The organism is Klebsiella sp. 141198 (genome assembly GCF_050600785.1).
Taxonomy (GTDB): domain Bacteria; phylum Pseudomonadota; class Gammaproteobacteria; order Enterobacterales; family Enterobacteriaceae; genus Klebsiella; species Klebsiella aerogenes.
In genome coordinates this window covers 31,428-55,994 of record NZ_JAQIRM010000009.1, presented here as the reverse complement: position 1 = coordinate 55,994, position 24,567 = coordinate 31,428, and the positions used below count along the sequence as shown (strand labels likewise).

Sequence of the window (24,567 nt, the reverse complement as noted above, 5' to 3'; positions counted from 1 at the left end):
CCAGTTTAACAAGTTTAACGTTTTCGTAATGCTCAATGCCGCGACGCAATCGTTGCCGTATAAGCAAAATAAATGAAAAAAATTACCATACAACCGCGCCTGGTGCCGTAATTTGGTATAGGATAGCCTCGAATTTTCCCTCCTTTACGTTCGGAAACCGATAATGAGTCAACAACCAACCAGCCAGTCTTCTGGCCAGGGTCTGCTGGAGCGCGTATTTAAACTGCGCGAGCACGGCACCACGGTGCGCACTGAAGCGATCGCCGGTTTCACCACGTTCCTGACGATGGTCTACATCGTCTTCGTGAACCCACAAATTCTTGGCGTGGCGGGTATGGATACCAGCGCTGTCTTTGTGACCACCTGTCTGATCGCGGCCTTCGGCAGCATCCTGATGGGGCTGTTCGCGAATCTGCCGGTGGCGCTGGCGCCAGCGATGGGTCTGAATGCCTTCTTTGCCTTCGTGGTGGTTCAGGCGATGGGCCTGCCGTGGCAGGTGGGGATGGGCGCGATTTTCTGGGGCGCCGTCGGCCTGCTGCTGCTGACCCTCTTCCGCGTACGCTACTGGATGATTGCCAATATCCCGGTGAGCCTGCGCGTCGGTATCACCAGTGGAATCGGGCTGTTTATCGGCATGATGGGCCTGAAGAACGCTGGCGTTATCGTGGCGAACCAGGACACGTTGGTCAGCATCGGCAACCTGACTTCCCATAGCGTGCTGCTGGGCGTGCTCGGGTTCTTTATTATCGCTATCCTGGCATCGCGTAATATTCATGCCGCCGTTCTGGTCTCTATCGTCGTTACCACCCTGTTGGGCTGGATGCTCGGCGATGTGCACTACACAGGCATCGTCTCCGCGCCGCCGAGCGTAACCTCGGTTGTGGGTCAGGTCGATCTGGCCGGTTCGCTGAACCTTGGCCTGGCGGGCGTGATCTTCTCGTTCATGCTGGTTAACCTGTTCGACTCCTCCGGCACCCTGATTGGCGTCACCGATAAAGCCGGGCTGGCGGATGCGCAGGGTAAATTCCCGCGCATGAAGCAGGCGCTGTTTGTCGATAGCGTGTCGTCCGTCGCCGGCTCCTTTATTGGCACCTCTTCGGTTACGGCCTATATCGAATCCTCCTCCGGTGTTTCCGTTGGCGGGCGTACCGGCCTGACCGCCGTTGTCGTGGGTATCCTGTTCCTGCTGGTCATCTTCCTGTCGCCGCTGGCGGGGATGGTTCCGGCCTATGCTGCCGCCGGGGCGCTGATTTACGTTGGCGTGCTGATGACCTCAAGTCTGGCGCGCGTGAAGTGGGATGACCTGACGGAAGCGGTACCGGCGTTTATCACCGCGGTGATGATGCCGTTCAGCTTCTCGATTACCGAAGGTATCGCCCTGGGCTTTATTTCCTACTGCGTGATGAAGATTGGTACCGGCCGTCTGCGTGAACTCAGCCCGTGCGTGATTATCGTTTCGCTGCTGTTCGTGCTGAAAATTGTCTTTATCGATGCGCATTGATCCGCACACATGATGAGAAAGCCCGGCATCGCTGCCGGGCTTTTTTTATGCTTTAACCCGCTGAATATAATCGCCAAAGGCGGTCAATTGGCCGCGCAGATGGTCCAGCGTGCTCTGATCGACCACTTCCCCTGCCTGCGGATCGACTTTGTTCTGAATCACGCCGCCCATAAACTCCGGCTTGTTCATCACCATCGCATCGAGGAAGACCAGAATCTGGCGCAGATGATACTGACAACGCGCCCCGCCGATAGCGCCCATTGAGCTGGTCTGGATCAGCACCGGCTTACCGGCCAGCGGCTGTTCCGGCAGACGTGAGAGCCAGTCGATGGCGTTCTTCAGGCCGCCGGGTACCGAGTAGTTATATTCCGGGGTAACGATCACCACGCCGTCCGCTTCGCGGATTTGTTTCGCGATCTCCTGCACGCTCTGCGGGAACCCCTCTTCCTGTTGGATATCGGCATCGTACAGCGGAATATCGCCGATCGACGGCAGCGCGGAGATTTCCATGCCCGCAGGCGCAATGCCCGGCAGCGTGCGCGCAACCATGGCATTGAAAGAACCTTTGCGTAGACTTCCGAGTAACGTAACAACTTTCAACGTATCAGACATGAGTGCTCCTTTGCATCATGATGGCCGGCTAAACCGGTCAGTTGAGGGAGAATACTTTTTCTACCGGTAAGCTGGTAAAGCGCATCAGGCGCGCGTCAGTCTCTTTGGCGCGCGTTTGCGCATCAGGCAGGCAGCGCCAGCCCTCTTTACTATCAAATTCCCAGACCTTCAGCGGCCCGATATTCGGGGTGACGGCGATTGACCACACCAGCAGCGTCTCAGCATCGCAGATGGCTTCAATCGATTGGGTGCCAGCGGTACGCAGGCGACCAGACCCCGGCAGCAGTTGTACTCGCACGGGGGCTTCACCGGTGAGCTTCAGCACGCTTCGGCGCAGCGCCACCAGTTGAGCGCGGGCTTCATCCGGATCGTGCTGGATGTTAATCCATAAATTCTCATTGCTATTGAAGACATAGCGATCGGCGGCATGCAGAGGATGGACGCCACGCGAGGCGTGCTGCAGTTCCATATCGAGACCGCAGTCACCTTCGGTCGTCAGCGCTACGCCGACGATATTCCCGGCATAAGAGATGGAAAAGCGGGGAAGGTGGGGATCGCGAAATACGGGCCGTCCACTGGGTTCGCTGATGATTTCCGGCAGCTCGCCGATACCATAAAGCATGAAAAGCAGTTCAGCGAGCAGCGAACGCGAGGCGCGATAGCGGCTCTGTCGGTATTCGGGTAGGTTACGTGCGGATTGATGACATGCCGCCGACAAACGCGTCGATAGCGGCTCCCTGGTGTTGAGTATCCCTCTTGCAAAATGCGTTGCCATTCGTCGCTCCGTGATTAATGGTCAGAGATAAAAATTGTGAATGATATTATCGCTCACAATGAGCAGGTTTTAATGCGGAAATTCTTCCTTGAGAAGGGATAATGTCTGACTTTTACAATTTCTTGCGCAACAACGTGAGGATGATGGGCAATTTCCCTACAGCGTATTGGAATAGAGCTGTTTAAGGGTCTCTCTGAGCCATACGATCTTTGGATTATAGCTATTACGCTTATGCCACAGCAGGGTGAACGGCACGCGCATTTTTTCCAGCAGCTGCGGCTCCAGCGGCAGCGGGCGTGATACCAGCGGCAGATGATGCTGCTGATTATAGTGCTGACAATAGCGCGGCGCGGTGGCTATCATGGTGTGATTCGGCTGCGCCGCCATGAACAGCGACTGTTCAAAGCCGGGCAGAGTCAGCGCGACGGTCCGTTTGTAGCCCAGGTCATGCAGCACATCATCCAGCGCCCAGGTGTCGCTTTGTTCCCAGCAGATATTGATGTGCGGATAGCGCAGGAAAGCCGCCAGGTTCCACTCTTCATTGAGCGCCGGATGATCGGCGCGCAGCCACACCTGCGGCAGGTCGCTAAACAGGACATCAAAATCGATATACCACGGCAGCAGGCTCAACTGTTCGCGCGAACGCGGATGGGTTTCCCGGCCGCAAAAACCGATATCAACCTCGCCGCGAATAATGGCATCCAGCGAGTCGTAATCCCAGTTGCGTAAACGGATCAGCGCCTGTGGATAACGTTGATAAATTTGCTGGGAGAGGGTGTTGAACAGGATCATCAGCAGCGGCGATTCCGCCGCCAGCTCGAACTTCAGGCCGCTTGGCATGGTATGGTGCGGTTTATCGAGGATCTGATTGCCCATCTGCATCCAGTCAGCAAGATCCTGCTCCATGCTGCTCATTAACGGCGTTGGCGCCAGCCCTAGCGGTGTTTTAACAAACAGCGGATCGTCAAACCAGGCGCGTAGCTTGGCCAGTGATTTACTCACCGCAGACGGCGAAACGTTCATCCGTTTCGCCGTGCGGGTGACGCTGCGCTCCTGGGTCAGAAGCTGCAGACATAGCAGTAAGTTAAGATCGAGACTCGACAGGGATTTCTTCATTATCTTGCGTCGCGCGCGCCGGCGAGACGACCAGTATCAGAACAATACTGACTATGCTACAGGCAATGAGTATCCCGATCAGCATATTCATGGCGCTCAGCCCGATGATAGCCGCCAGCCAAATCCACAGCGAAGAACCACAGACCTGAGCGATGCCGAGAGCGGAGCTGGCGACGCCCGCCCGCAACGTGAAAGGCCCCAACGCCTGGCTCATCGCGACGCCAAAGCCAACCGAGAAACCCGCGCAGATCATGCCTAATCCCAGCATGGTGATGGGCTGGCTGGCGGCGAGGCTCAATACCACGCCAGCGACAAGGAACAACGTCTGCGAGGTCAGCATCAGGGTGCGCGGTTTAAACAGCGTCAGGGCAAACGGCGTGGAGAACGACACGGCCATGCTGACCATTGCCATCAGCGCCATCGCCATTGAATAAGTTCCGCGGTCGAAACCCATTTCTTCCATCATCAGTACCGGTGAGACGTTTACGTAGGTCAGAATTGCGGTGACGCTGAGAGTCGTAATGACTATACGGCTGAGGAAAAAACGGTTTAGCAGCGACTCTGCGGCGCCATTGTGCTGTGCGCCTGCCTGAAAATGCGTTGCCGGGCGCGTCTCACGCAGGATAAACACCGACAATAACCCTACCATCACCCCCATGCCTGTCATGGTGTAGAACAGGCTCTGCCACGGATATTTCAACATGATCAGATGGCCAAGTACCGGCGCGAGGACGGGAATAATGCAGGTAATGCCATTAAGCAGCGACAGTACCTTGGCGCGGCGGCGCTCGTCCAGCGTATCGCGCAGAACGGCAAAAGCGACGACGTAGCAGCTTCCCGCGCCGATCCCCTGGATAAAGCGGCCGATCAGAAAATGCGTGCTGTTATGCGCCTGCGAGCACAGTAGCGAGGCCAGTATGAAGGTGATGGCGCCGAAAATCGCGACCGGTTTACGCCCGGATTTATCCGCCGCGCGCCCGGCAAAAAGCATCGCGGTAGCCATGCCGGCTAAATAGACCGAAAAGGCGATATGCAGCTGCGCCTCGCTGGCGCCAAGATCCTGGGCGATACGCGGTAGGCCGACCAGATACATATCAATGCCGGATGGATAGAGCAGTACCAATGCGAAACTGCAGATAAGAAAGCGTGCCATAGGACCCTCGCAATAAGAATGGCGTACAGCATAGTGGCTAGCGCCAGGGAGTACGAGTTGCCATTTGGACAACACTCTTTTCCTGAAAGGAAAAACGGGTTATTGCCTCACAGAGTTGATGTGATTAAGGCAATCAAATAAAAAAAACCGCCATAACAGAACGTTATGGCGGGTTAGTAGATGCTTACCAGTAACGCTTACTTACCGATACAGAAACTGGAGAAGATGCGGCCCAGCAGGTCGTCAGAGGTAAATTCGCCGGTGATTTCGCTTAATGCCTGTTGCGACAGACGCAGCTCCTCCGCCAGCAGCTCCCCGGCCCACGCGCCCAGCAGCTGGGCCTTGCCCTGCTGCAGATGGTTCGCCGCCGCTTCCAGCGCCTGCAGGTGGCGACGACGGGCGAGGAAACCGCCTTCCATGTTGGTATCGAAGCCCATGCTCTGCTTAAGGTGGTTGCGTAGCACCTCGACCCCTTCACCGGTACGCGCCGACAGGCGGATCAGTGAGTGGCCATTTACTTCGCTGAGCCCCAGCGCTTCGCCGGTGACGTCGGCTTTATTACGCACCACGGTAATCGGCAGCTTAGCCGGCAGGCGCTCGATAAAGTCCGGCCAGATCTCCGCCGGGTCAACGGCGCTGGTGGTGGTGCCGTCGACCATAAACAGCACCCGATCCGCCTGTTCAATTTCCTGCCAGGCGCGTTCGATGCCGATGCGCTCCACTTCATCGCTGGCGTCACGCAGGCCTGCGGTATCGATGATATGCAGCGGCATACCGTCGATATGAATATGCTCGCGCAGCACATCGCGGGTGGTGCCGGCGATATCGGTGACGATCGCCGCTTCACGGCCGGCCAGCGCGTTGAGCAGGCTGGATTTACCGGCGTTAGGCCGTCCGGCGATCACCACTTTCATCCCTTCACGCAGCAGGCTGCCCTGACGGGCTTCGGCGCGGACGGCGTCGAGATCGGCGATCACGTCGTTCAGTTGGGCTTCAATTTTACCGTCGGAGAGGAAATCAATTTCTTCATCCGGGAAATCAATCGCCGCTTCCACGTAGATGCGCAGGTGAGTGAGTGCTTCCACAAGATGGTTCACACGCGCGGAGAAGGCCCCTTGCAAGGAGTTCAACGCCGAACGGGCCGCCTGCTCTGAGCTGGCGTCGATAAGATCGGCGATGGCCTCTGCCTGCGCCAGGTCGAGCTTGTCGTTGAGGAACGCGCGCTCGGAAAACTCCCCCGGATTGGCGATGCGAACGCCGGGCAACGTCAGAATACGTTTGAGCAGCAGATCCAGAATGACCGGGCCGCCGTGGCCCTGCAGTTCGAGGACATCTTCGCCGGTAAAGGAGTTCGGCCCCGGAAACCACAGCGCAATCCCCTGATCCAGCGGCGTACCGTCGGCGTCTTTGAACGGCAGATAGTCGGCATAGCGCGGCTTCGGCAGCTTGCCGAGTACCGCCTGCGCGACGTCGCGCGCCTTAAGGCCGGAGATACGCAGGATGCCCACACCCCCGCGTCCCGGTGGGGTTGCCTGGGCGACGATAGTGTCGTTATGGCTCATGATATGTCTCTTCAAATCGCAATAAAAAAAGGCGGTCATTCGACCGCCTTTTGATTGTAGGCCTGATAAGCGTTAGCGCCATCAGGCAACCCGGCGCGCATTGCCGGATGGCGGCTTCGCCTTATCCGGCCTACACCGAATCAGGATTTTTTCTTCTCGCGGCTATGCAGGCCACGCTTCTCCAGACCACGGTAAATCAGCTGCTGCTGAATAATGGTTACCAGGTTGCTGACGATGTAGTACACCACCAGACCAGACGGGAACCACAGGAAGAACACCGTGAAGATGACCGGCATAAAGGTCATGATCTTCTGCTGCATCGGGTCGGTCACGGTGGTCGGCGACATCTTCTGGATGAAGAACATGGTCGCGCCCATGATGATCGGCAGGATGTAGTACGGGTCTTGCGCGGACAGGTCGTGGATCCACAGGATAAACGGCGCATGACGCAGTTCAACCGAGGCGCTCAGCATGTAGTACAGCGCAAGGAAGATTGGCATCTGAATAATCAGCGGGAAGCAGCCACCCAGCGGGTTAACTTTTTCTGCTTTATACAGCGCCATCATTTCCTGGCTTTGACGTTGTTTATCGTCGCCCAGACGCTCGCGCATTGCCTGAATCTTCGGCTGCAGCATACGCATCTTCGCCATGGAGGTGTACTGCGCTTTAGTCAGCGGGTACATGATGCCACGAACGATAAAGGTGATGACGATAATCGAGAAGCCCCAGTTGCCGAGGAAGCCGTGGATGAATTTCAGCAGCTTAAACAGCGGTTGGGAGATGAACCACAGCCAGCCGTAGTCGACGGTCAGATCCAGGTGCGGCGCGACGGCAGCCATTTTATCCTGCAGAGCCGGGCCGACCCACAGCACGCTTTCCAGCTTGTCGGTTTGACCTGGCTGCACCAGTACCGGCTGCGATTTGTAGCCGATAGCGACAACGCCATTACCGAGGTTAGCGGTATAGAAGTTGTTGGTGCCGTTGTTATGCGGAACCCACGCGGTGGTGAAGTACTGCTGCAACATCGCCACCCAACCGTCTTTGGTGCTGACGTTCAGGTTTTCGTTGTCGACGATAGTATCGAATTTATATTTTTCGTATTTCGAATCAGCAGTGGAGTACGCCGCGCCACGGAAGGTGTGCATGGTAGACAGACCGCCGGTTTGCGTATCGCGGCTTGATGGCAGCGCTGCTGTTTGCTTCAGCTGACCGAAGGAGGAGATCTCCAGCGGTTTTTCGCCGACGTTTTTCACGTTGTAGCCAACGTTCACCGCATAATCACCGCGTTTCAGGGTGAAGGTTTTGGTGAAGACGTTGCCCGCTTTGTCGGTGTAGGTCAGCGGAATAACGATTTCGTTCTGGCCGTCAGCCAGTACATACGCATCTTTATCAGCGTTATACAGCGGACGCGGGCCGTTAGCCGGGTTATCCGGGCCGTCACGACCGGTTAAGCCGCTCTGTGCCTGATAGATAAACTGTGGCGTGGTTTCCAGTAACTGGAACGGTTCAGTAGATTTCAGCGCTTTCGGGTAAGCCGGAAGCAGCGCTTGCTCAACATCACCACCGCTGGTGTTGATGGTCAGATCAAGCACATCAGTTTTAACCGTAATCAGTTTCCCCTGGCCACTGGCCGGTACGCCCTGGTCTGCGGCGCTACCCGCTGCTGTGGTCGTAGTCTGCGTGGTCTGCTGCTGGGTTTGCGGATTTTTGTCCTGCTCCCAGGCTTGCCAGATCATGAAAGACACGAACAACAAAGCGATGATAAGAAGATTGCGTTGCGAATCCATCGTTAGTGTTCTCTGGTATCAAATGGTCCAGGCGGGACGGGGTCGTCACCACCAGGGTGTAAAGGGTGGCATTTTAATACGCGTTTCACCGTCAACCAACTGCCTTTTATCACTCCAAACCTGCGCAATGCCTCAATTCCGTATTGAGAACAGGTTGGCGTGAAACGACAGTGCGGCCCGAGTAGCGGACTAATCAGGCGCTGATAGACCCTGATAAGGCCTATCAGGACCCGCGAGCCAGGCGACAATGGCGGCGCCATAATTTTTCCAACGCTTCCGAGAGAGCACGGTTATCGAGGTCGGCAACCCCTTTCTTTGCCACCACCACGAAATCCATTGGCGGGAGTTCATGTTGACGTAAACGGAAGCTTTCACGCGTCAGACGTTTAATCCGATTGCGTTCATGCGCGCGCTTAACGTTTTTCTTGGCGACGGTAAGACCGATGCGGGGATGCCCCAGCGAATTCAGGCGGCCGAGGATGGTGATTTGCGGCGTGCCAGCCCGTTGTGGCTGCTGGAAGACGAAAGTGAAATGACTGGGAGTTAACAAACGTAACTCCCTGGGAAATGCTAGCTTAACCACGCAGGGTTAGCTTTATTACTTGGAAACGGTCAGACGAGCGCGGCCTTTAGCACGACGACGTGCCAGAACCTGACGACCATTTTTATTAGCCATACGAGCACGGAAGCCGTGAGAACGGTTGCGCTTCAGTACAGACGGTTGAAAAGTGCGTTTCATGGCGATTTCTACCTAAACTTGAATAAATTCACTGACTTTTGCGTAGACCCGAACGAACTTCGAACGACTTACGCCTCAGCGTGGGTGATTAAAGAGGCCGGATTGTAATAATTGTACACTCCGGAGTCAATTCTCTTTCCTTATTTCTCGCACCTTGCCGCACAAAAAATAAGCTGAGACGAGTTGCGAAAACGGGCGTTACGCGCCGGGTGGGGGATTATACGGCCTGGCGGGTAAAGCGCAAGGATCGTAAAGGATCTTTGTTAGATCAATTCTATCCAAAACCGGCATAGCTCATTAATTTTTCCAATATGCGGGCGAAATCGTGCCGCACTCTCGCCAGGATCGATTACACTTACCCGGTTTCGATCCTCCTGTGGATAAATCGGGAAGAATCTGTTGAGAAACACAAGATCTCTTTCTCAGTTTAGGCTATGATCCCCGGTCCCGATCGCGATCCACGGATCCGTCCCGGGTAAAACCGCAAATAGCGGTTCGCACGTCACCCCTTTTGCGCAGGGGCTTTTTCGGCTTATGCAGGGTCTTGCGACGTGTGCCAACAATCACGATTGTTTCAGTTTTTCTTTTATATCGATTTTATGTTCGAGTGGAGTCCGCCGTGTCACTTTCGCTTTGGCAGCAGTGTCTTGCCCGATTGCAGGATGAGTTACCAGCCACAGAATTCAGCATGTGGATCCGCCCATTGCAGGCGGAACTGAGCGATAACACGCTGGCACTGTATGCGCCAAACCGTTTTGTGCTCGATTGGGTAAGGGACAAATACCTTAATAATATCAATGGGCTCCTCAATGACTTTTGTGGCGCGGACGCCCCACAACTGCGCTTTGAAGTGGGCGCGAAGCCTGCGGCGCCGTCCCACCAGGGGACGGCCAACGTCGCCACGGCGATCCCGGCCGCTCAGGTGCAAACCGCGCGCGTCGCGCCTGCTGTCGCCCGTCAGGGCTGGGATAACGTTCCGGCGCCGGCAGAGCCAACCTACCGTTCCAACGTCAACGTCAAGCATACGTTTGATAACTTCGTCGAAGGTAAATCTAACCAGCTGGCACGCGCGGCGGCGCGTCAGGTGGCCGATAACCCTGGCGGCGCGTATAACCCGCTGTTCCTTTATGGCGGCACCGGTCTGGGGAAAACCCACCTGTTACACGCTGTCGGCAACGGCATTGTGGCGCGTAAGCCAAATGCTAAAGTGGTTTATATGCACTCCGAGCGTTTCGTGCAGGACATGGTTAAAGCCCTGCAGAACAACGCCATCGAAGAATTTAAACGCTATTACCGCTCCGTTGACGCCCTGCTGATCGATGATATTCAGTTCTTCGCCAATAAAGAGCGTTCACAGGAAGAGTTCTTCCACACCTTCAACGCCTTGCTGGAAGGTAATCAGCAGATCATCCTCACTTCGGATCGTTATCCAAAAGAGATCAACGGCGTAGAGGATCGTCTGAAATCGCGCTTTGGCTGGGGCCTGACGGTGGCGATCGAGCCGCCTGAACTGGAAACCCGTGTTGCGATCCTGATGAAAAAAGCCGATGAAAACGACATCCGCCTGCCGGGCGAAGTCGCGTTCTTTATCGCCAAGCGTCTGCGTTCGAATGTGCGTGAGCTGGAAGGGGCGCTGAACCGCGTCATTGCTAACGCCAACTTTACCGGCCGGGCTATCACTATTGATTTCGTGCGCGAAGCGCTGCGCGATTTACTGGCGCTGCAGGAAAAATTAGTCACCATCGACAATATTCAAAAGACGGTGGCGGAGTATTACAAGATTAAGGTAGCGGACCTGCTGTCCAAACGCCGCTCCCGTTCGGTGGCGCGCCCACGCCAGATGGCGATGGCGCTGGCCAAAGAGCTGACCAACCACAGCCTGCCGGAAATCGGCGATGCGTTTGGCGGCCGCGACCATACCACCGTGCTGCACGCCTGCCGTAAGATTGAGCAGTTGCGTGAAGAAAGCCACGATATTAAAGAAGATTTTTCCAATTTAATCAGAACATTATCCTCGTGACGCTATGAAATTTACCGTAGAACGTGAACATTTATTAAAACCGCTGCAACAGGTGAGCGGTCCGTTAGGTGGTCGTCCGACGCTGCCGATTCTCGGTAACCTGCTGCTTCAGGTCGCGGACGGCACGCTGTCGCTAACCGGTACCGATCTGGAAATGGAAATGGTCGCGCGCGTGTCGCTGATTCAGCCGCACGAAGCGGGCGCCACCACCGTTCCGGCGCGTAAATTCTTTGATATCTGCCGCGGCCTGCCTGAAGGCGCGGAGATCGCCGTGCAGCTTGAAGGCGACCGTATGCTGGTGCGCTCCGGCCGCAGCCGCTTCTCGCTGTCGACCCTGCCAGCCGCCGATTTCCCGAATCTCGACGACTGGCAGAGCGAAGTGGAATTTACCCTGCCGCAGGCGACGATGAAGCGCCTGATTGAAGCCACCCAGTTTTCGATGGCGCACCAGGACGTTCGTTACTACTTAAACGGCATGCTGTTTGAAACCGAAGGTAGCGAACTGCGCACCGTCGCCACCGACGGCCACCGCCTGGCGGTTTGTTCAATGCCGCTGGAAGAGTCGCTGCCGAACCATTCGGTGATTGTGCCGCGTAAAGGGGTGATTGAGCTGATGCGTATGCTCGACGGCGGCGATACGCCGCTGCGCGTGCAGATCGGCAGCAACAATATCCGCGCTCACGTCGGCGATTTTATCTTCACCTCGAAGCTGGTTGATGGCCGTTTCCCGGACTATCGCCGCGTATTGCCGAAAAACCCGGATAAACACCTTGATGCCGGCTGCGACATTCTCAAGCAGGCTTTCGCCCGCGCGGCAATCCTCTCGAATGAGAAATTCCGCGGCGTACGGCTGTACGTCAGCGAGAACCAGTTGAAAATCACCGCTAACAACCCGGAACAGGAAGAGGCGGAAGAGATCCTTGACGTGACCTACGCCGGAACGGAGATGGAGATTGGCTTCAACGTTAGCTATGTGCTGGATGTGCTCAATGCGCTGAAATGCGAGAATGTGCGCATACTGCTGACGGATTCCGTATCGAGCGTGCAGATTGAGGATGCGGCTTCACAATCCGCCGCCTATGTTGTCATGCCTATGCGGCTGTAGAAAATATCGGGCTATCTTGCTTGTTATTCTGGCTCCGGGCAGTGCTCGCAATCCTCACGTACTTTAGTACGCTCCGGTTGCTGCGCGCTGGCCGAAACCAGACTAACTGCGCCGATAACGCCCTGGTTATGAGCTGATATGTCGCTATCCCGACTCCTAATCAAAGATTTCCGCAATATTGAAAATGCGGATCTCGCTTTATCCCCCAGCTTTAACTTCCTGGTTGGCGCAAACGGCAGCGGCAAAACCAGCGTGCTGGAAGCTATCTATACGCTCGGCCACGGCCGTGCGTTTCGCAGTTTGCAAATTGGCCGGGTGATTCGTCACGAGCAGGATTCGTTTGTCCTGCACGGGCGTTTACAGGGCGAAGAGCGCGAAACCGCCATTGGCCTGACCAAAGACAAACAGGGCGACAGCAAGGTGCGTATCGACGGCACCGACGGCCACAAGGTGGCGGAACTGGCGCACCTGATGCCGATGCAGCTAATCACGCCGGAGGGGTTTACTTTACTCAACGGCGGCCCCAAATACAGAAGAGCGTTCATTGATTGGGGATGCTTTCATAACGAAGCCGGATTCTTCACCGCCTGGAGCAACCTGAAGCGCCTGCTGAAACAGCGCAACGCCGCGCTGCGCCAGGTGAGCCGCTATGCGCAACTGCGGCCGTGGGATCTGGAATTAATTCCGCTGGCGGAACAAATCAGCCGCTGGCGTGCCGAATACAGCGCCGCTATTGTCGAAGACATGGCGGATACCTGTCAGCAATTTTTACCGGAATTCACCCTCACCTTCTCTTTCCAGCGCGGCTGGGAAAAAGAAACGGACTACGCCGAGGTGCTGGAGCGGAATTTCGAACGCGACAGAATGTTAACCTACACCGCCCACGGCCCGCATAAAGCGGATTTTCGCATTCGCGCCGATGGGGCGCCGGTGGAAGACACCTTGTCGCGCGGGCAGCTTAAGCTGCTGATGTGCGCCCTACGACTGGCGCAGGGCGAGTTCCTGACCCGCGAAAGCGGGCGGCGCTGCCTGTACCTGATAGATGATTTTGCCTCGGAGCTTGACGATGCCCGGCGCGGGCTGCTTGCCAGCCGCTTAAAAGCCACGCAATCGCAGGTTTTCGTCAGCGCCATCAGCGCTGAACACGTAATGGACATGTCGGACAAAAATTCGAAGATGTTCACCGTGGAAAAGGGTAAAATAACGGATTAACCCAAGATTAAATGAGCGAGAAACGTTGATGTCGAATTCTTATGACTCCTCCAGTATCAAAGTCCTGAAAGGGCTGGATGCGGTGCGTAAGCGCCCGGGTATGTATATCGGCGACACGGATGACGGCACCGGTCTGCACCACATGGTATTCGAGGTTGTGGATAACGCTATCGACGAAGCGCTCGCAGGTTACTGTAAAGACATCGTTGTTACTATCCACAGCGATAACTCCGTCTCCGTACAGGATGACGGTCGCGGCATCCCAACCGGCATTCACCCGGAAGAGGGCGTCTCCGCGGCGGAAGTTATCATGACCGTCCTGCACGCCGGCGGTAAATTCGATGATAACTCCTATAAAGTGTCCGGCGGTCTACACGGCGTAGGCGTCTCGGTGGTTAACGCCCTGTCGCAGAAGCTGGAGCTGGTTATCCAACGCGATAACAAAGTCCACAAACAAATTTATGAGCACGGCGTGCCGCAGGCGCCGCTGGCGGTAACCGGCGAAACAGAAAGCACCGGTACCATGGTGCGTTTCTGGCCAAGCCTGGAAACCTTCACTAACGTCACTGAATTCGAATACGAAATCCTGGCGAAACGTCTGCGCGAGCTGTCGTTCCTGAACTCCGGGGTCTCTATCCGCCTGCGCGATAAGCGCGACGGCAAAGAAGACCATTTCCACTACGAAGGCGGCATCAAGGCGTTTGTTGAGTATCTCAACAAGAACAAAACGCCGATCCACCCGAATATCTTCTATTTCTCCACTGAAAAAGACGGTATCGGCGTTGAAGTGGCGCTGCAGTGGAACGACGGTTTCCAGGAAAACATCTACTGCTTTACCAACAACATTCCGCAGCGTGACGGCGGTACTCACCTGGCGGGCTTCCGCGCGGCGATGACCCGTACCCTGAACGCCTACATGGATAAAGAAGGCTACAGCAAAAAAGCGAAAGTCAGCGCCACCGGCGACGATGCGCGTGAAGGCCTGATTGCCGTGGTTTCCGTGAAGGTGCCGGATCCGAAGTTCTCCTCTCAGACCAAAGACAAGCTGGTCTCCTCTGAGGTGAAATCGGCGGTTGAGCAGCAGATGAACGAACTGCTGAGCGAATACCTGCTGGAAAACCCGTCCGATGCGAAGATCGTGGTCGGCAAAATTATCGACGCCGCGCGTGCGCGTGAAGCCGCGCGTCGCGCCCGTGAAATGACCCGTCGTAAAGGCGCGCTTGACCTGGCAGGCCTGCCGGGCAAACTGGCGGATTGCCAGGAACGCGACCCGGCGCTGTCTGAACTGTACCTCGTGGAAGGGGACTCCGCGGGCGGCTCTGCGAAACAGGGCCGTAACCGTAAGAACCAGGCTATCCTGCCGCTGAAGGGTAAAATCCTTAACGTCGAGAAAGCCCGCTTTGATAAAATGCTCTCTTCTCAGGAAGTGGCCACGCTTATCACCGCGCTGGGCTGCGGCATCGGCCGCGATGAGTACAACCCGGATAAACTGCGTTATCACAGCATCATCATCATGACCGATGCGGACGTCGACGGCTCGCACATTCGTACCCTGCTGTTGACCTTCTTCTATCGTCAGATGCCGGAAATCGTGGAACGCGGCCACGTTTACATTGCTCAGCCGCCGCTGTACAAAGTGAAGAAAGGCAAGCAGGAACAGTACATTAAAGACGACGAAGCGATGGATCAGTACCAGATCTCCATCGCGCTCGACGGCGCGACCCTGCACACCAACGCCAGCGCACCGGCCTTAGCCGGCGAGTCACTGGAAAAACTGGTGGCCGAGTACAACGCGACGCAGAAAATGATTGGCCGCATGGAGCGCCGTTTCCCGAAAGCGATGCTCAAAGAGCTTATCTATCAGCCGACGCTGGCCGAAGCCGATCTGAGCAACGAGCAGACCGTCACCCGCTGGATTAACCAGCTGATCAGCGAGCTGAACGAAAAAGAGCAGCACGGCAGCCAGTGGAAGTTTGATGTTCGTGAAAACAGCGAGCTGCAGCAGTTCGAGCCGATCGTGCGCGTGCGTACCCACGGCGTCGATACCGACTACCCGCTGGATAACGAGTTCATCACCGGCGCGGAATACCGCCGTATCTGCACCCTCGGCGAGAAGCTGCGCGGGCTTATCGAAGACGACGCGTTTATCGAACGCGGCGAGCGCCGCCAGCCGGTAGCCAGCTTCGAACAGGCGCTCGACTGGCTGGTTAAAGAGTCGCGTCGCGGCCTCTCTATCCAGCGTTATAAAGGACTGGGCGAGATGAACCCGGATCAGCTGTGGGAAACCACCATGGATCCGGACAGCCGCCGCATGCTGCGCGTCACCGTGAAGGATGCGATAGCCGCCGACCAGCTGTTCACCACCCTGATGGGCGATGCCGTTGAACCGCGTCGCGCCTTTATCGAAGAGAACGCCCTGAAAGCGGCGAACATCGATATCTAAGCCTGTATTTCCCCGGTGACATGATGTCTATCGGGGCTACGGTTTTGCTAAACCCGGTACGCGTTGCGCTGCCGGGTTTTTCTTTTGCGGCAAAAGGGGAATCCGCCTGCGCAATCCATCCTCGTTTTCTCCCGCTGCGAGAGCTGTTTTTTGAGCGGAATCGCGTTAGCATGAGTGAAGACTCATCTTACCCGGGGATCCCATGGCTATTAAACTGATTGCAATTGATATGGACGGCACGCTGTTGCTGCCTGACCATACCATTTCTCCGGCGGTGAAAACCGCCATCGCGGCAGCGCGCGCCCGCGGCGTTAACGTGGTGCTGACGACCGGCCGCCCCTACGCTGGTGTCCATAGCTACCTGAAAGAGCTGCACATGGAACAGCCGGGCGACTACTGCATCACCTATAACGGCGCGCTGGTTCAGAAAGCCAGCGACGGCAGCACCGTGGCGCAAACGGCGTTAAGCTACGATGATTATCGCTTCCTTGAGCAACTCTCTCGCGACGTTGGCTCGCACTTCCACGCGCTCGATCGTAATACGCTTTATACCGCGAACCGCGATATCAGCTACTACACGGTGCATGAATCCTACGTGGCGACCATTCCGCTGGTATTCTGCGAAGCAGAAAAGATGGACCGTAATATTCAGCTGCTGAAGGTGATGATGATCGATGAGCCTGCCGTTCTCGATCGGGCCATCGCCCGTATTCCGGCGGAAGTGAAAGAGAAGTATACCGTGCTGAAAAGTGCGCCGTACTTCCTCGAAATCCTCGATAAACGCGTCAATAAAGGCACCGGCGTGAAGTCGCTGGCCGATACGCTGGGCATCAAGCCGGAAGAAATTATGGCGATTGGCGATCAGGAAAATGATATCGCGATGATTGAATTCGCCGGCGTCGGCGTGGCGATGGATAACGCCATCCCGACCGTTAAAGAAGCGGCGAATTTCGTCACTAAATCGAACCTTGAAGATGGCGTTGCCTTCGCCATTGAAAAATACGTTTTAGCCTAAGTGCATTCCAGGCCCGGAATTCTCCGAGCCTCAGACTGCTGACAAAGAAGGAAAAAGCGTGGTTTTTCCTTCTTTGTGGTTATCAGCCGAAAATCAATAAATTGATTTTCCATGTTTTTTGTCTGGTGCAATCTGTAAGTGCAACGGTTGCATGAGGTTTGTCATCAATCTCAGGCCCGGAATTCTCCGGGCCTGTCTTCTCTTTTTTCATGAATAGATGTTAATCCGCATTTAAATCCCTTAATCAGAGCAGGGGATTCTATAAGCTACCCGCCCCATTTTATGAATTCTGTTCTTAAGAACTAACATCATATTTCCTATGAATAAAAATCTCTTTTTGATGTTGGTTGCGCTGCCTTTTCTCTCTTTTCAGGCCTGCGCGGCCGCAGAACCAACGACTCAACTTGAACCCGTATACGCCTGGCACGGTAGCGAACCGGCGGATCTGCCCGCGCCTGACAATAGCCAGGCCGCGGCGCCGGAATCGACGTCGGTCTTGCCTTTTTTAGGCGATGAAGCCAGAAAGCACGGCTACGTCCTGCCGCTGCCGTTTGGCGTCGGTGTTAACTATATGGATATGCGGCAAAATATTAATGTCGATAGCATTAATTTTACCGGTTTATCGTTAGGTAATTTTTCACTGGATAACGCCTTCCAGATTGGCGTCGGTAATACGCGGGAAAGCAGTAAAACCGAGACCCTTAAGCTGGATGCCTGGCTGCTGCCGTTTATGAACGTCTATGGCCTGGTTGGACATACTAAAGGCCATTCAATCTCGCAAATCGCCGTCGGTCTGAAAGGGCCGAATGGTAAAGTCGTGCCCATGCCAGGTATGCAGGATCTTGATTTTCGCCTTGATTTTAAAGGCACGACTTACGGCGTTGGCACCACGCTGGTGGGCGGCGTCGGCAACTGGTTCACGGTATTAGACGCCAACTATACGCAGACGCGTTTTGATATTCTCGACGGCAGCATTGATGCTTTTACCTTTTCGCCGCGTTTGGGCTATCGTTTCAATACGCCCTCGGTAGATGCGCTGCATCTGCCCAACGGGAAGCTGAATATCTGGGTTGGCAGCATGTATCAGGATGTGCAGCAGGAATTTAAGGGCAGCCTGAACGATCTGTCGATGCCGTCGACGATGCTGCAAAACATGGTCAATCTGGCTAACAAGAACGGTAACGGTCGCTTTGATGTGAAACAGCATCTGCAGTCGCCGTGGAACGTGCTGGTGGGCGCGCAGTATGAGATGACCCGGAACTTTAATATCACTACGGAGTTTGGTTTTGCCGAACGTAACAGTTTCTTTATCGCCGGCGAGTATCGCTTTTGAGACGACTGTTTAGCGCCATCCTGCTGCTAACATGCCTTGTTATTGGGCAGGCGCAGGCACAGGCGCTCAGCCGCGAAAAAATCGACGGCTGGTTGCAAAACCTTGGCGCCAGCGACAAGTTCGACGCCAGCAAAGGCATCGACTGGGGCGTCATGCCAGGGCCATTTTATACGCCGGAGCTGGGGCTTGGATTGGGTACGGCCGTTGCGGGCATGTATCGCCCGGACCCAAATGACACCATCAGCCAGAACTCCACGCTGACGCTTAGCGGCTACGTTAGCTCCACCGGCGCGTTTGGCCTCAGCGTTAAAAACTATGCTTTTTTCGACAACGATTTGTGGCGGGTATTTGTTGAAGGCTCGATGGCCAACACGCCGACATACTACTGGGGACAAGGTTTTCACGCCGGCGACAAAGACAATGAGAAAGAAAAATATACCGCCCAGGTGCTGACTCTGCGCCCGATGGTCTACCGGCAGCTCGTCGATAATGTCTACCTGGGGGCGGGGTGGTCGCTGGCGGCGCAAAATGCCGATGAGATGGACCATGACGATCTGCCGAAAATAGAAAACACCCCGCAGGGGCCGTCGGTATTCAGCTCCGGCGCCAGTATTGATATCAACTGGGACGATCGCGATTTTGTTCCCAACCCACGCAAGGGCCAGTACGCCGATTTTCGCTATACCCATTATGCGCCGGGACTCGGCAGCGATACGCGTTTTGATGAGTTTCGCCTGCACTATAGCCGTTATCAGGCCCTGAGCGATAAAAGCGTGCTGGCCTGGGAAGCGGATGGCACCTTCACCCAGGGCGATGTGCCGTGGAGCATGATGCCGCTGCTCGGCAGCGATGAACGTATGCGCGGCTACTACCAGGGGCGCTACCGCGATAAAAACGTGGTCAGCTCTCAGCTGGAATACCGTCGTCAGTTGACGTGGCGACACGGCGTTGTTGCCTGGGTCGGCGCGGGCACCATGGGGCCATCCATTGATTCTCTGAATGATGGGCGCTGGCTACCTTCGGCGGGCGTCGGCTACCGCTTTGAATTCAAACCTCGCGTTAATATTCGCCTCGACTACGGTATCGGTAAGGGCAGCAGCGGCTTTTACTTCCAGGTCGGCGAAGCATTCTAACTCTTATTTACCCTCCTTTCCTGCTTTGACGGCTCAATTTGTCGTGGGCACAGGCATTTTTATTTTTATGGATTGTTCTTTTTGTGATCTAAATTGTAGTACAACATAATAATATTGTACTACATTGAGCTCATGGCGACGATGCCTGACATCACGCTAGTAGTACAAAAGTGAGGCGAAATTCAGCAGCGACGGTAAAGTAGAGCACTACACATAGAGCATAAGGACTCTCCATGACTCTCAATAAAACCGATCGCATCGTGATCACGCTGGGCAAACAGATTGTCAGCGGTAAGTACGTACCGGGTTCAGCGCTACCGGCCGAAGCGGAACTGTGTGAAGAGTTTGAAACTTCGCGCAACATCATCCGTGAAGTATTTCGCTCGCTAATGGCGAAGCGGCTGATCGAAATGAAGCGTTATCGCGGCGCGTTTGTCGCTCCGAGAAACCAGTGGAACTACCTCGATACTGAGGTTCTGCAGTGGGTACTGGAAAATGATTATGACCCGCGTCTTATCAGCGCGATGAGTGAAGTGCGCAACCTGGTCGAGCCCGCTATTGCCCGCTGGGCGGCAGAGCGCGCCACCTCGAGCGATCTGGCGGAAATCGAGTCGGCGCTCAATGACATGATCGCCAACAACCAAAACCGGGATGCCTTTAACGAGGCCGATATTCGTTACCACGAAGCGGTGCTGCAGTCAGTACATAACCCGGTTTTGCAGCAGCTTAGCGTGGCGATCAGTTCGCTGCAGCGGGCGGTATTTGAACGGACCTGGATGGGCGATGAAGGCAACATGCCGAAAACCCTCCAGGAACATAAAGCGCTATTTGACGCCATTCGGCATCAGGATAGCGACGCGGCGGAGCAGGCGGCGTTGACGATGATCGCCAGCTCGACACGAAGGCTCAAGGAAATCACATGACGGCTCGCTACATCGCAATAGATTGGGGATCGACGAATTTACGCGCCTGGCTTTATCAGGGCGAAGAATGCCTGGAAAGCAGGCAATCTGAAGCAGGCGTAACGCGCCTGAACGGTCGCTCTCCCGCTGCGGTGTTAGCGGAAATTACTCAAAACTGGCGCGATGGCGCCACACCGGTGGTGATGGCAGGTATGGTTGGCAGCAACGTGGGCTGGAAAATCGCCCCCTATTTGCCGCTTCCTGCCGCTTTCTCGGACATTGGCCAGCAGTTAACTGCCGTTGGCGACAATATCTGGATAATTCCCGGTCTTTGCGTTTCCCGTGACGATAACCATAACGTCATGCGTGGGGAAGAAACGCAACTGCTGGGCGCACGCGCCTTAGCCCCTTCGTCTGTCTACGTGATGCCGGGAACCCACTGCAAGTGGGTACTGGCCGATCGCCTGCAAATTCACGATTTTCGTACCGTTTTGACCGGTGAGTTGCATCATCTGTTGCTTCAGCACTCGCTGGTGGGCGCCGGCTTACCGCCGCAGGAAACGTCCGCTGCCGCATTCGCGGCCGGTCTGCAGCGCGGTATCAACAACCCCGCCGTCCTGCCGCAGCTGTTTGAAGTGCGCGCTTCGCACGTGCTGGGCGCGCTGCCTCGCGAGCAGGTTAGCGAATTTCTTTCCGGTCTGCTGATTGGCGCTGAAGTTGCCACCCTCAGCGACACGTTCGCCGGGCAGCAGGCTATTAGCCTCGTCGCCGGGTCATCGTTAACGTCCCGCTATCAGCAGGCATTCGCCGCCATTGGCCGCGAAGTCACCGCGGTTGCGGGCGATACGGCATTTCAGACAGGAATAAGGAGCATCGCTTATGCAGTGGCAAACTAACCTTCCGCTTATCGCTATCCTGCGCGGTATTACGCCAGACGAGGCGCTGGCTCACGTTGGCGCCGTTATCGACGCCGGTTTCGACGCGGTCGAAATCCCGCTGAACTCGCCGCAGTGGGAGAAAAGTATTCCGCAGGTCGTCGACGCTTACGGCGAGCAGGCGCTTATCGGCGCGGGCACCGTGCTGCAACCGGAGCAGGTCGACAGGCTGGCGGCCATGGGCTGTCGGCTGATCGTGACGCCAAACATTCAGCCGGAAGTGATCCGGCGGGCGGTGGGTTACGGCATGACCGTGTGTCCAGGCTGCGCCACCGCCAGCGAAGCCTTCAACGCGCTGGATGCCGGCGCGCAGGCGCTGAAAATTTTCCCGTCATCGGCTTTTGGCCCGGATTACATCAAAGCGTTAAAAGCCGTGCTGCCGCCGGAGGTTCCGGTCTTTGCCGTCGGCGGCGTGACGCCGGAAAACCTGGCGCAGTGGATTAATGCCGGTTGTGTTGGGGCTGGGCTGGGTAGCGATCTCTATCGTGCCGGGCAGTCGGTTGAACGTACCGCGCAGCAGGCAGTCGCATTCGTAAAAGCGTATCGAGAGGCAGTGAAATGAAAATAACCAATATCACCACGTACCGTTTACCTCCGCGTTGGATGTTCCTGAAGATTGAAACCGATGAAGGCATTGTCGGCTGGGGCGAACCGGTGATTGAAGGGCGCGCCCGCACGGTGGAGGCGGCCGTTCATGAATTTGGCGACTACCTGATTGGCCAGGATCCGGCGCGGATTAACGACCTGTGGCAGGTGATGTACCGCGGCGGCTTTTATCGCGGCGGCCCGATTATGATGAGCGCCATCGCCGGTATTGACCAGGCGCTATGGGATATTAAAGGTAAGGTCCTGAATGCCCCGGTCTGGCAACTGATGGGCGGGCTGGTGCGCGACAAAATTAAAGCCTACAGCTGGGTGGGCGGCGACCGCCCCGCCGAAGTAATTGACGGGATTAAGAAGCTGCGCGGTATTGGTTTCGACACCTTTAAATTAAACGGCTGCGAAGAGATGGGGCTCATCGATAATTCCCGTGCGGTTGATGCGGCGGTGAATACCGTAGCGCAAATCCGCGAAGCGTTTGGCAATGAAATTGAGTTTGGTCTCGATTTTCATGGCCGCGTTAGCGCGCCGATGGCTAAGGTATTAATTAAAGAGCTGGAGCCATATCGCCCATTATTTATTGAGGAGCCGGTATTAGCCGAGCAGGCGGAATATTATCCGCGGCTGGCGGCGCAAACGCATATTCCAATTGCCGCCGGCGAACGTATGTTCTCGCGCTTTGAATTTAAACGGGTACTGGAAGCGGGCGGGGTGGCTATTTTACAGCCCGATTTGTCGCACGCAGGCGGTATTACCGAATGCTATAAAATTGCCGGAATGGCGGAAGCCTATGACGTTGGGCTGGCGCCGCACTGCCCGCTGGGACCGATCGCGCTGGCCGCTTGTCTGCACGTCGATTTCGTTTCACATAACGCGGTTTTCCAGGAACAGAGCATGGGGATCCACTACAACAAAGGCGCAGAACTTCTTGATTTTGTGAAAAATAAAGAAGATTTCAATATGGAAGGCGGCTTCTTTAAACCTCTGATGAAGCCGGGGCTGGGCGTGGAAATTGATGAGGCCCGCGTGATTGAGTTAAGTAAAAATGCGCCGGACTGGCGAAATCCGTTGTGGCGGTATGAGGATGGCTCTGTCGCCGAATGGTAAATGCGCGTCATACTTCGCACTGGTGATGCGTTGGCTGCATTTTCTTACCCTAGTCACATACTATTGTATGCTCCCAGGGATGCGAAAATTTGCCGCCTTTCCCCAGCACGAATTATTTAGCGCATCGCAACATAGTTATTAATAAAAAACAAAAACACCCTCTGTAAATTACCGGGCATGGTGAGCGGCTTCGCTATGCCCAAAATCTGGAGACAGATTGCGATGGATATTTCAGTTACCGCTGTAAAACCCGGGCGTCGCCGTTATTTGACGCTCATCATGATCTTTATTACCGTGGTTATTTGTTATGTTGACCGCGCCAACCTCGCCGTCGCCTCGGCGCATATTCAGGAGGAGTTTGGTATTAGCAAAGCGGAAATGGGCTATGTATTTTCCGCCTTTGCCTGGCTGTATACCCTCTGCCAGATCCCAGGCGGTTGGTTTCTTGACCGCGTAGGATCCAGGCTTACCTACTTTATCGCTATATTTGGCTGGTCCGTCGCGACGTTGCTACAAGGCTTCGCCACCGGCTTAATGTCGCTGATTGGTTTACGCGCCATTACCGGCATCTTCGAAGCGCCAGCTTTCCCGACCAACAACCGCATGGTGACCAGCTGGTTCCCGGAACACGAACGCGCATCTGCCGTTGGGTTTTATACCTCGGGGCAATTTGTGGGTCTGGCCTTCCTCACGCCGCTACTGATCTGGATCCAGGAGCTATTAAGCTGGCACTGGGTATTTATCGTTACCGGCGGTATCGGCATTATCTGGTCGTTAATCTGGTTTAAGGTTTATCAACCGCCGCGCCTGACGAAAAGCATCAGCAAAGCCGAACTCGACTATATCCGCGACGGCGGCGGCCTGGTGGATGGCGATGCGCCGCTGAAGAAAGAGGCGCGTCAACCATTATCCAGAGCGGACTGGAAGCTGGTCTTTCACCGTAAGCTGGTTGGCGTTTACCTTGGGCAGTTCGCGGTTACCTCGACGCTGTGGTTCTTCCTGACCTGGTTCCCGAACTACTTAACCCAGGAAAAAGGCATCACCGCGCTGAAGGCCGGCTTTATGACCACGGTGCCCTTCCTCGCCGCGTTTTTTGGCGTCCTGCTCTCCGGCTGGCTGGCGGATAAGCTGGTGAAAAAAGGCTACTCGCTGGGCGTGGCGCGCAAAACGCCGATTATCTGCGGGCTGCTGATCTCCACCTGCATCATGGGGGCGAACTATACCAACGACCCCGTCTGGATCATGGCGCTGATGGCGCTGGCATTCTTCGGCAACGGTTTTGCGTCTATCACCTGGTCGCTGGTCTCCTCTCTGGCGCCGATGCGCCTGATCGGCCTGACCGGCGGGGTCTTTAACTTCGTTGGCGGACTGGGTGGCATCACCGTCCCGCTGGTGATTGGCTATCTGGCGCAGGATTACGGCTTTGGCCCGGCGCTGGTTTATATCTCCGTAGTGGCGCTGATAGGCGCGCTGTCTTATATCCTGCTGGTCGGCGATGTGAAACGTGTAGGCTAAAT

General features: G+C 55.7%; 22 protein-coding genes and 1 pseudogene. 13 read left to right on the top strand and 10 right to left on the bottom strand.

Features of this window, described 5'->3' with window-relative positions:
- The first annotated feature begins 163 nt into the window (after positions 1 to 163).
- Positions 164 to 1,501: an NCS2 family permease gene (locus PGR10_RS23905; RefSeq protein ID WP_015369021.1), complete on the top strand. Its 1,338-nt coding sequence runs from the start codon at positions 164 to 166 to the stop codon at positions 1,499 to 1,501.
- Positions 1,502 to 1,546: 45 nt separating this feature from the next.
- Here the strand turns inward: PGR10_RS23905 and PGR10_RS23900 are convergent, their stop codons facing one another.
- The 10 genes and pseudogenes from PGR10_RS23900 to PGR10_RS23855 form a co-directional block, all read right to left on the bottom strand.
- Positions 1,547 to 2,113, bottom strand: coding sequence for an NADPH-dependent FMN reductase (locus PGR10_RS23900; protein WP_045378124.1), 567 nt, complete (start codon positions 2,111 to 2,113; stop codon positions 1,547 to 1,549).
- Between the two features lie 37 nt (positions 2,114 to 2,150).
- Positions 2,151 to 2,735 (bottom strand): 4'-phosphopantetheinyl transferase family protein, encoded by a 585-nt coding sequence (locus PGR10_RS23895; RefSeq protein WP_183269086.1) that lies wholly within the window; start codon positions 2,733 to 2,735, stop codon positions 2,151 to 2,153.
- A gap of 309 nt (positions 2,736 to 3,044) precedes the next feature.
- Positions 3,045 to 4,004: an HTH-type transcriptional regulator YidZ gene (yidZ, locus tag PGR10_RS23890; RefSeq protein WP_087858870.1), complete on the bottom strand. Its 960-nt coding sequence runs from the start codon at positions 4,002 to 4,004 to the stop codon at positions 3,045 to 3,047.
- Entirely contained in the window at positions 3,973 to 5,157 is a 1,185-nt protein-coding gene (locus PGR10_RS23885; RefSeq protein WP_087858871.1) for an MFS transporter, read from the bottom strand. The genes yidZ and PGR10_RS23885 overlap by 32 nt, the downstream gene beginning before the upstream one ends.
- Before the next feature lie 197 nt (positions 5,158 to 5,354).
- Positions 5,355 to 6,719 (bottom strand): tRNA uridine-5-carboxymethylaminomethyl(34) synthesis GTPase MnmE, encoded by a 1,365-nt coding sequence (gene mnmE, locus PGR10_RS23880; protein WP_087858872.1) that lies wholly within the window; start codon positions 6,717 to 6,719, stop codon positions 5,355 to 5,357.
- Between the two features lie 140 nt (positions 6,720 to 6,859).
- Positions 6,860 to 8,506 carry a membrane protein insertase YidC gene (yidC, locus tag PGR10_RS23875; RefSeq protein WP_015369027.1) on the bottom strand — a complete coding sequence of 549 codons (1,647 nt, stop codon included), beginning with the start codon at positions 8,504 to 8,506 and terminating at the stop codon, positions 6,860 to 6,862.
- Between the two features lie 2 nt (positions 8,507 to 8,508).
- Positions 8,509 to 8,766 (bottom strand): membrane protein insertion efficiency factor YidD, encoded by a 258-nt coding sequence (gene yidD / locus PGR10_RS23870; protein ID WP_015703903.1) that lies wholly within the window; start codon positions 8,764 to 8,766, stop codon positions 8,509 to 8,511.
- Positions 8,730 to 9,089 (bottom strand): ribonuclease P protein component, encoded by a 360-nt coding sequence (rnpA, locus tag PGR10_RS23865; protein WP_015703902.1) that lies wholly within the window; start codon positions 9,087 to 9,089, stop codon positions 8,730 to 8,732. The genes yidD and rnpA overlap by 37 nt, the downstream gene beginning before the upstream one ends.
- A 15-nt stretch (positions 9,090 to 9,104) precedes the next feature.
- Positions 9,105 to 9,245, bottom strand: coding sequence for a 50S ribosomal protein L34 (gene rpmH / locus PGR10_RS23860; protein WP_015369029.1), 141 nt, complete (start codon positions 9,243 to 9,245; stop codon positions 9,105 to 9,107).
- Between the two features lie 217 nt (positions 9,246 to 9,462).
- Positions 9,463 to 9,513, bottom strand: a pseudogene (locus PGR10_RS23855) (hypothetical protein); the annotation flags it as partial.
- A 351-nt stretch (positions 9,514 to 9,864) separates the two neighbouring features.
- Here PGR10_RS23855 and dnaA point away from each other — a divergent pair.
- The 12 genes from dnaA to PGR10_RS23795 all read left to right on the top strand — a co-directional run bounded on the left by dnaA (position 9,865) and on the right by PGR10_RS23795 (position 24,565).
- A complete protein-coding gene (gene dnaA / locus PGR10_RS23850; protein ID WP_015703901.1) occupies positions 9,865 to 11,265 on the top strand; it encodes a chromosomal replication initiator protein DnaA in 1,401 nt (466 codons plus the stop codon).
- Positions 11,266 to 11,269: 4 nt separating this feature from the next.
- Complete coding sequence (dnaN, locus tag PGR10_RS23845; RefSeq protein ID WP_045378110.1) at positions 11,270 to 12,370, top strand: DNA polymerase III subunit beta; 1,101 nt, start codon at positions 11,270 to 11,272, stop codon at positions 12,368 to 12,370.
- Positions 12,371 to 12,508: 138 nt separating this feature from the next.
- Complete coding sequence (gene recF, locus PGR10_RS23840) at positions 12,509 to 13,582, top strand: DNA replication/repair protein RecF (RefSeq protein ID WP_045378107.1); 1,074 nt, start codon at positions 12,509 to 12,511, stop codon at positions 13,580 to 13,582.
- A 28-nt stretch (positions 13,583 to 13,610) separates the two neighbouring features.
- Complete coding sequence (gyrB, locus tag PGR10_RS23835; protein ID WP_087858873.1) at positions 13,611 to 16,025, top strand: DNA topoisomerase (ATP-hydrolyzing) subunit B; 2,415 nt, start codon at positions 13,611 to 13,613, stop codon at positions 16,023 to 16,025.
- A 202-nt stretch (positions 16,026 to 16,227) separates the two neighbouring features.
- A complete protein-coding gene (gene yidA / locus PGR10_RS23830) occupies positions 16,228 to 17,040 on the top strand; it encodes a sugar-phosphatase (RefSeq protein WP_015369035.1) in 813 nt (270 codons plus the stop codon).
- A gap of 319 nt (positions 17,041 to 17,359) precedes the next feature.
- The gene (locus PGR10_RS23825) at positions 17,360 to 18,373 is read left to right on the top strand and encodes a hypothetical protein (RefSeq protein ID WP_430924224.1); all 1,014 of its coding nucleotides are present in this window, start codon (positions 17,360 to 17,362) and stop codon (positions 18,371 to 18,373) included.
- Entirely contained in the window at positions 18,370 to 19,506 is a 1,137-nt protein-coding gene (locus PGR10_RS23820) for a BamA/TamA family outer membrane protein (RefSeq protein WP_430924223.1), read from the top strand. The genes PGR10_RS23825 and PGR10_RS23820 overlap by 4 nt, the downstream gene beginning before the upstream one ends.
- 233 nt (positions 19,507 to 19,739) lie before the next feature.
- Positions 19,740 to 20,429 (top strand): D-galactonate utilization transcriptional regulator DgoR, encoded by a 690-nt coding sequence (gene dgoR, locus PGR10_RS23815; RefSeq protein WP_015369039.1) that lies wholly within the window; start codon positions 19,740 to 19,742, stop codon positions 20,427 to 20,429.
- A complete protein-coding gene (locus PGR10_RS23810) occupies positions 20,426 to 21,304 on the top strand; it encodes a 2-dehydro-3-deoxygalactonokinase (protein WP_430924222.1) in 879 nt (292 codons plus the stop codon). Before dgoR ends, PGR10_RS23810 begins: the two co-directional genes overlap by 4 nt.
- A complete protein-coding gene (locus PGR10_RS23805) occupies positions 21,288 to 21,905 on the top strand; it encodes a 2-dehydro-3-deoxy-6-phosphogalactonate aldolase (protein WP_430918427.1) in 618 nt (205 codons plus the stop codon). The genes PGR10_RS23810 and PGR10_RS23805 overlap by 17 nt, the downstream gene beginning before the upstream one ends.
- Positions 21,902 to 23,050 (top strand): galactonate dehydratase, encoded by a 1,149-nt coding sequence (gene dgoD, locus PGR10_RS23800; protein WP_016946147.1) that lies wholly within the window; start codon positions 21,902 to 21,904, stop codon positions 23,048 to 23,050. The genes PGR10_RS23805 and dgoD overlap by 4 nt, the downstream gene beginning before the upstream one ends.
- A gap of 177 nt (positions 23,051 to 23,227) precedes the next feature.
- Positions 23,228 to 24,565: an MFS transporter gene (locus tag PGR10_RS23795; RefSeq protein WP_047037691.1), complete on the top strand. Its 1,338-nt coding sequence runs from the start codon at positions 23,228 to 23,230 to the stop codon at positions 24,563 to 24,565.
- Positions 24,566 to 24,567: the final 2 nt, after the last annotated feature.

Coding starts and splice junctions, on each gene's coding strand:
- PGR10_RS23905 (WP_015369021.1), top strand. CDS start 164: ATGAGTCAACAACCAACCAGCCAGTCTTCTGGCCAGGGTCTGCTGGAG.
- PGR10_RS23900 (WP_045378124.1), bottom strand. CDS start 2,113: ATGTCTGATACGTTGAAAGTTGTTACGTTACTCGGAAGTCTACGCAAA.
- PGR10_RS23895 (WP_183269086.1), bottom strand. CDS start 2,735: ATGCTTTATGGTATCGGCGAGCTGCCGGAAATCATCAGCGAACCCAGT.
- yidZ (WP_087858870.1), bottom strand. CDS start 4,004: ATGAAGAAATCCCTGTCGAGTCTCGATCTTAACTTACTGCTATGTCTG.
- PGR10_RS23885 (WP_087858871.1), bottom strand. CDS start 5,157: ATGGCACGCTTTCTTATCTGCAGTTTCGCATTGGTACTGCTCTATCCA.
- mnmE (WP_087858872.1), bottom strand. CDS start 6,719: ATGAGCCATAACGACACTATCGTCGCCCAGGCAACCCCACCGGGACGC.
- yidC (WP_015369027.1), bottom strand. CDS start 8,506: ATGGATTCGCAACGCAATCTTCTTATCATCGCTTTGTTGTTCGTGTCT.
- yidD (WP_015703903.1), bottom strand. CDS start 8,766: ATGGCGCCGCCATTGTCGCCTGGCTCGCGGGTCCTGATAGGCCTTATC.
- rpmH (WP_015369029.1), bottom strand. CDS start 9,245: ATGAAACGCACTTTTCAACCGTCTGTACTGAAGCGCAACCGTTCTCAC.
- dnaN (WP_045378110.1), top strand. CDS start 11,270: ATGAAATTTACCGTAGAACGTGAACATTTATTAAAACCGCTGCAACAG.
- recF (WP_045378107.1), top strand. CDS start 12,509: ATGTCGCTATCCCGACTCCTAATCAAAGATTTCCGCAATATTGAAAAT.
- gyrB (WP_087858873.1), top strand. CDS start 13,611: ATGTCGAATTCTTATGACTCCTCCAGTATCAAAGTCCTGAAAGGGCTG.
- yidA (WP_015369035.1), top strand. CDS start 16,228: ATGGCTATTAAACTGATTGCAATTGATATGGACGGCACGCTGTTGCTG.
- PGR10_RS23825 (WP_430924224.1), top strand. CDS start 17,360: ATGAATAAAAATCTCTTTTTGATGTTGGTTGCGCTGCCTTTTCTCTCT.
- dgoR (WP_015369039.1), top strand. CDS start 19,740: ATGACTCTCAATAAAACCGATCGCATCGTGATCACGCTGGGCAAACAG.
- PGR10_RS23810 (WP_430924222.1), top strand. CDS start 20,426: ATGACGGCTCGCTACATCGCAATAGATTGGGGATCGACGAATTTACGC.
- PGR10_RS23805 (WP_430918427.1), top strand. CDS start 21,288: ATGCAGTGGCAAACTAACCTTCCGCTTATCGCTATCCTGCGCGGTATT.
- dgoD (WP_016946147.1), top strand. CDS start 21,902: ATGAAAATAACCAATATCACCACGTACCGTTTACCTCCGCGTTGGATG.
- PGR10_RS23795 (WP_047037691.1), top strand. CDS start 23,228: ATGGTGAGCGGCTTCGCTATGCCCAAAATCTGGAGACAGATTGCGATG.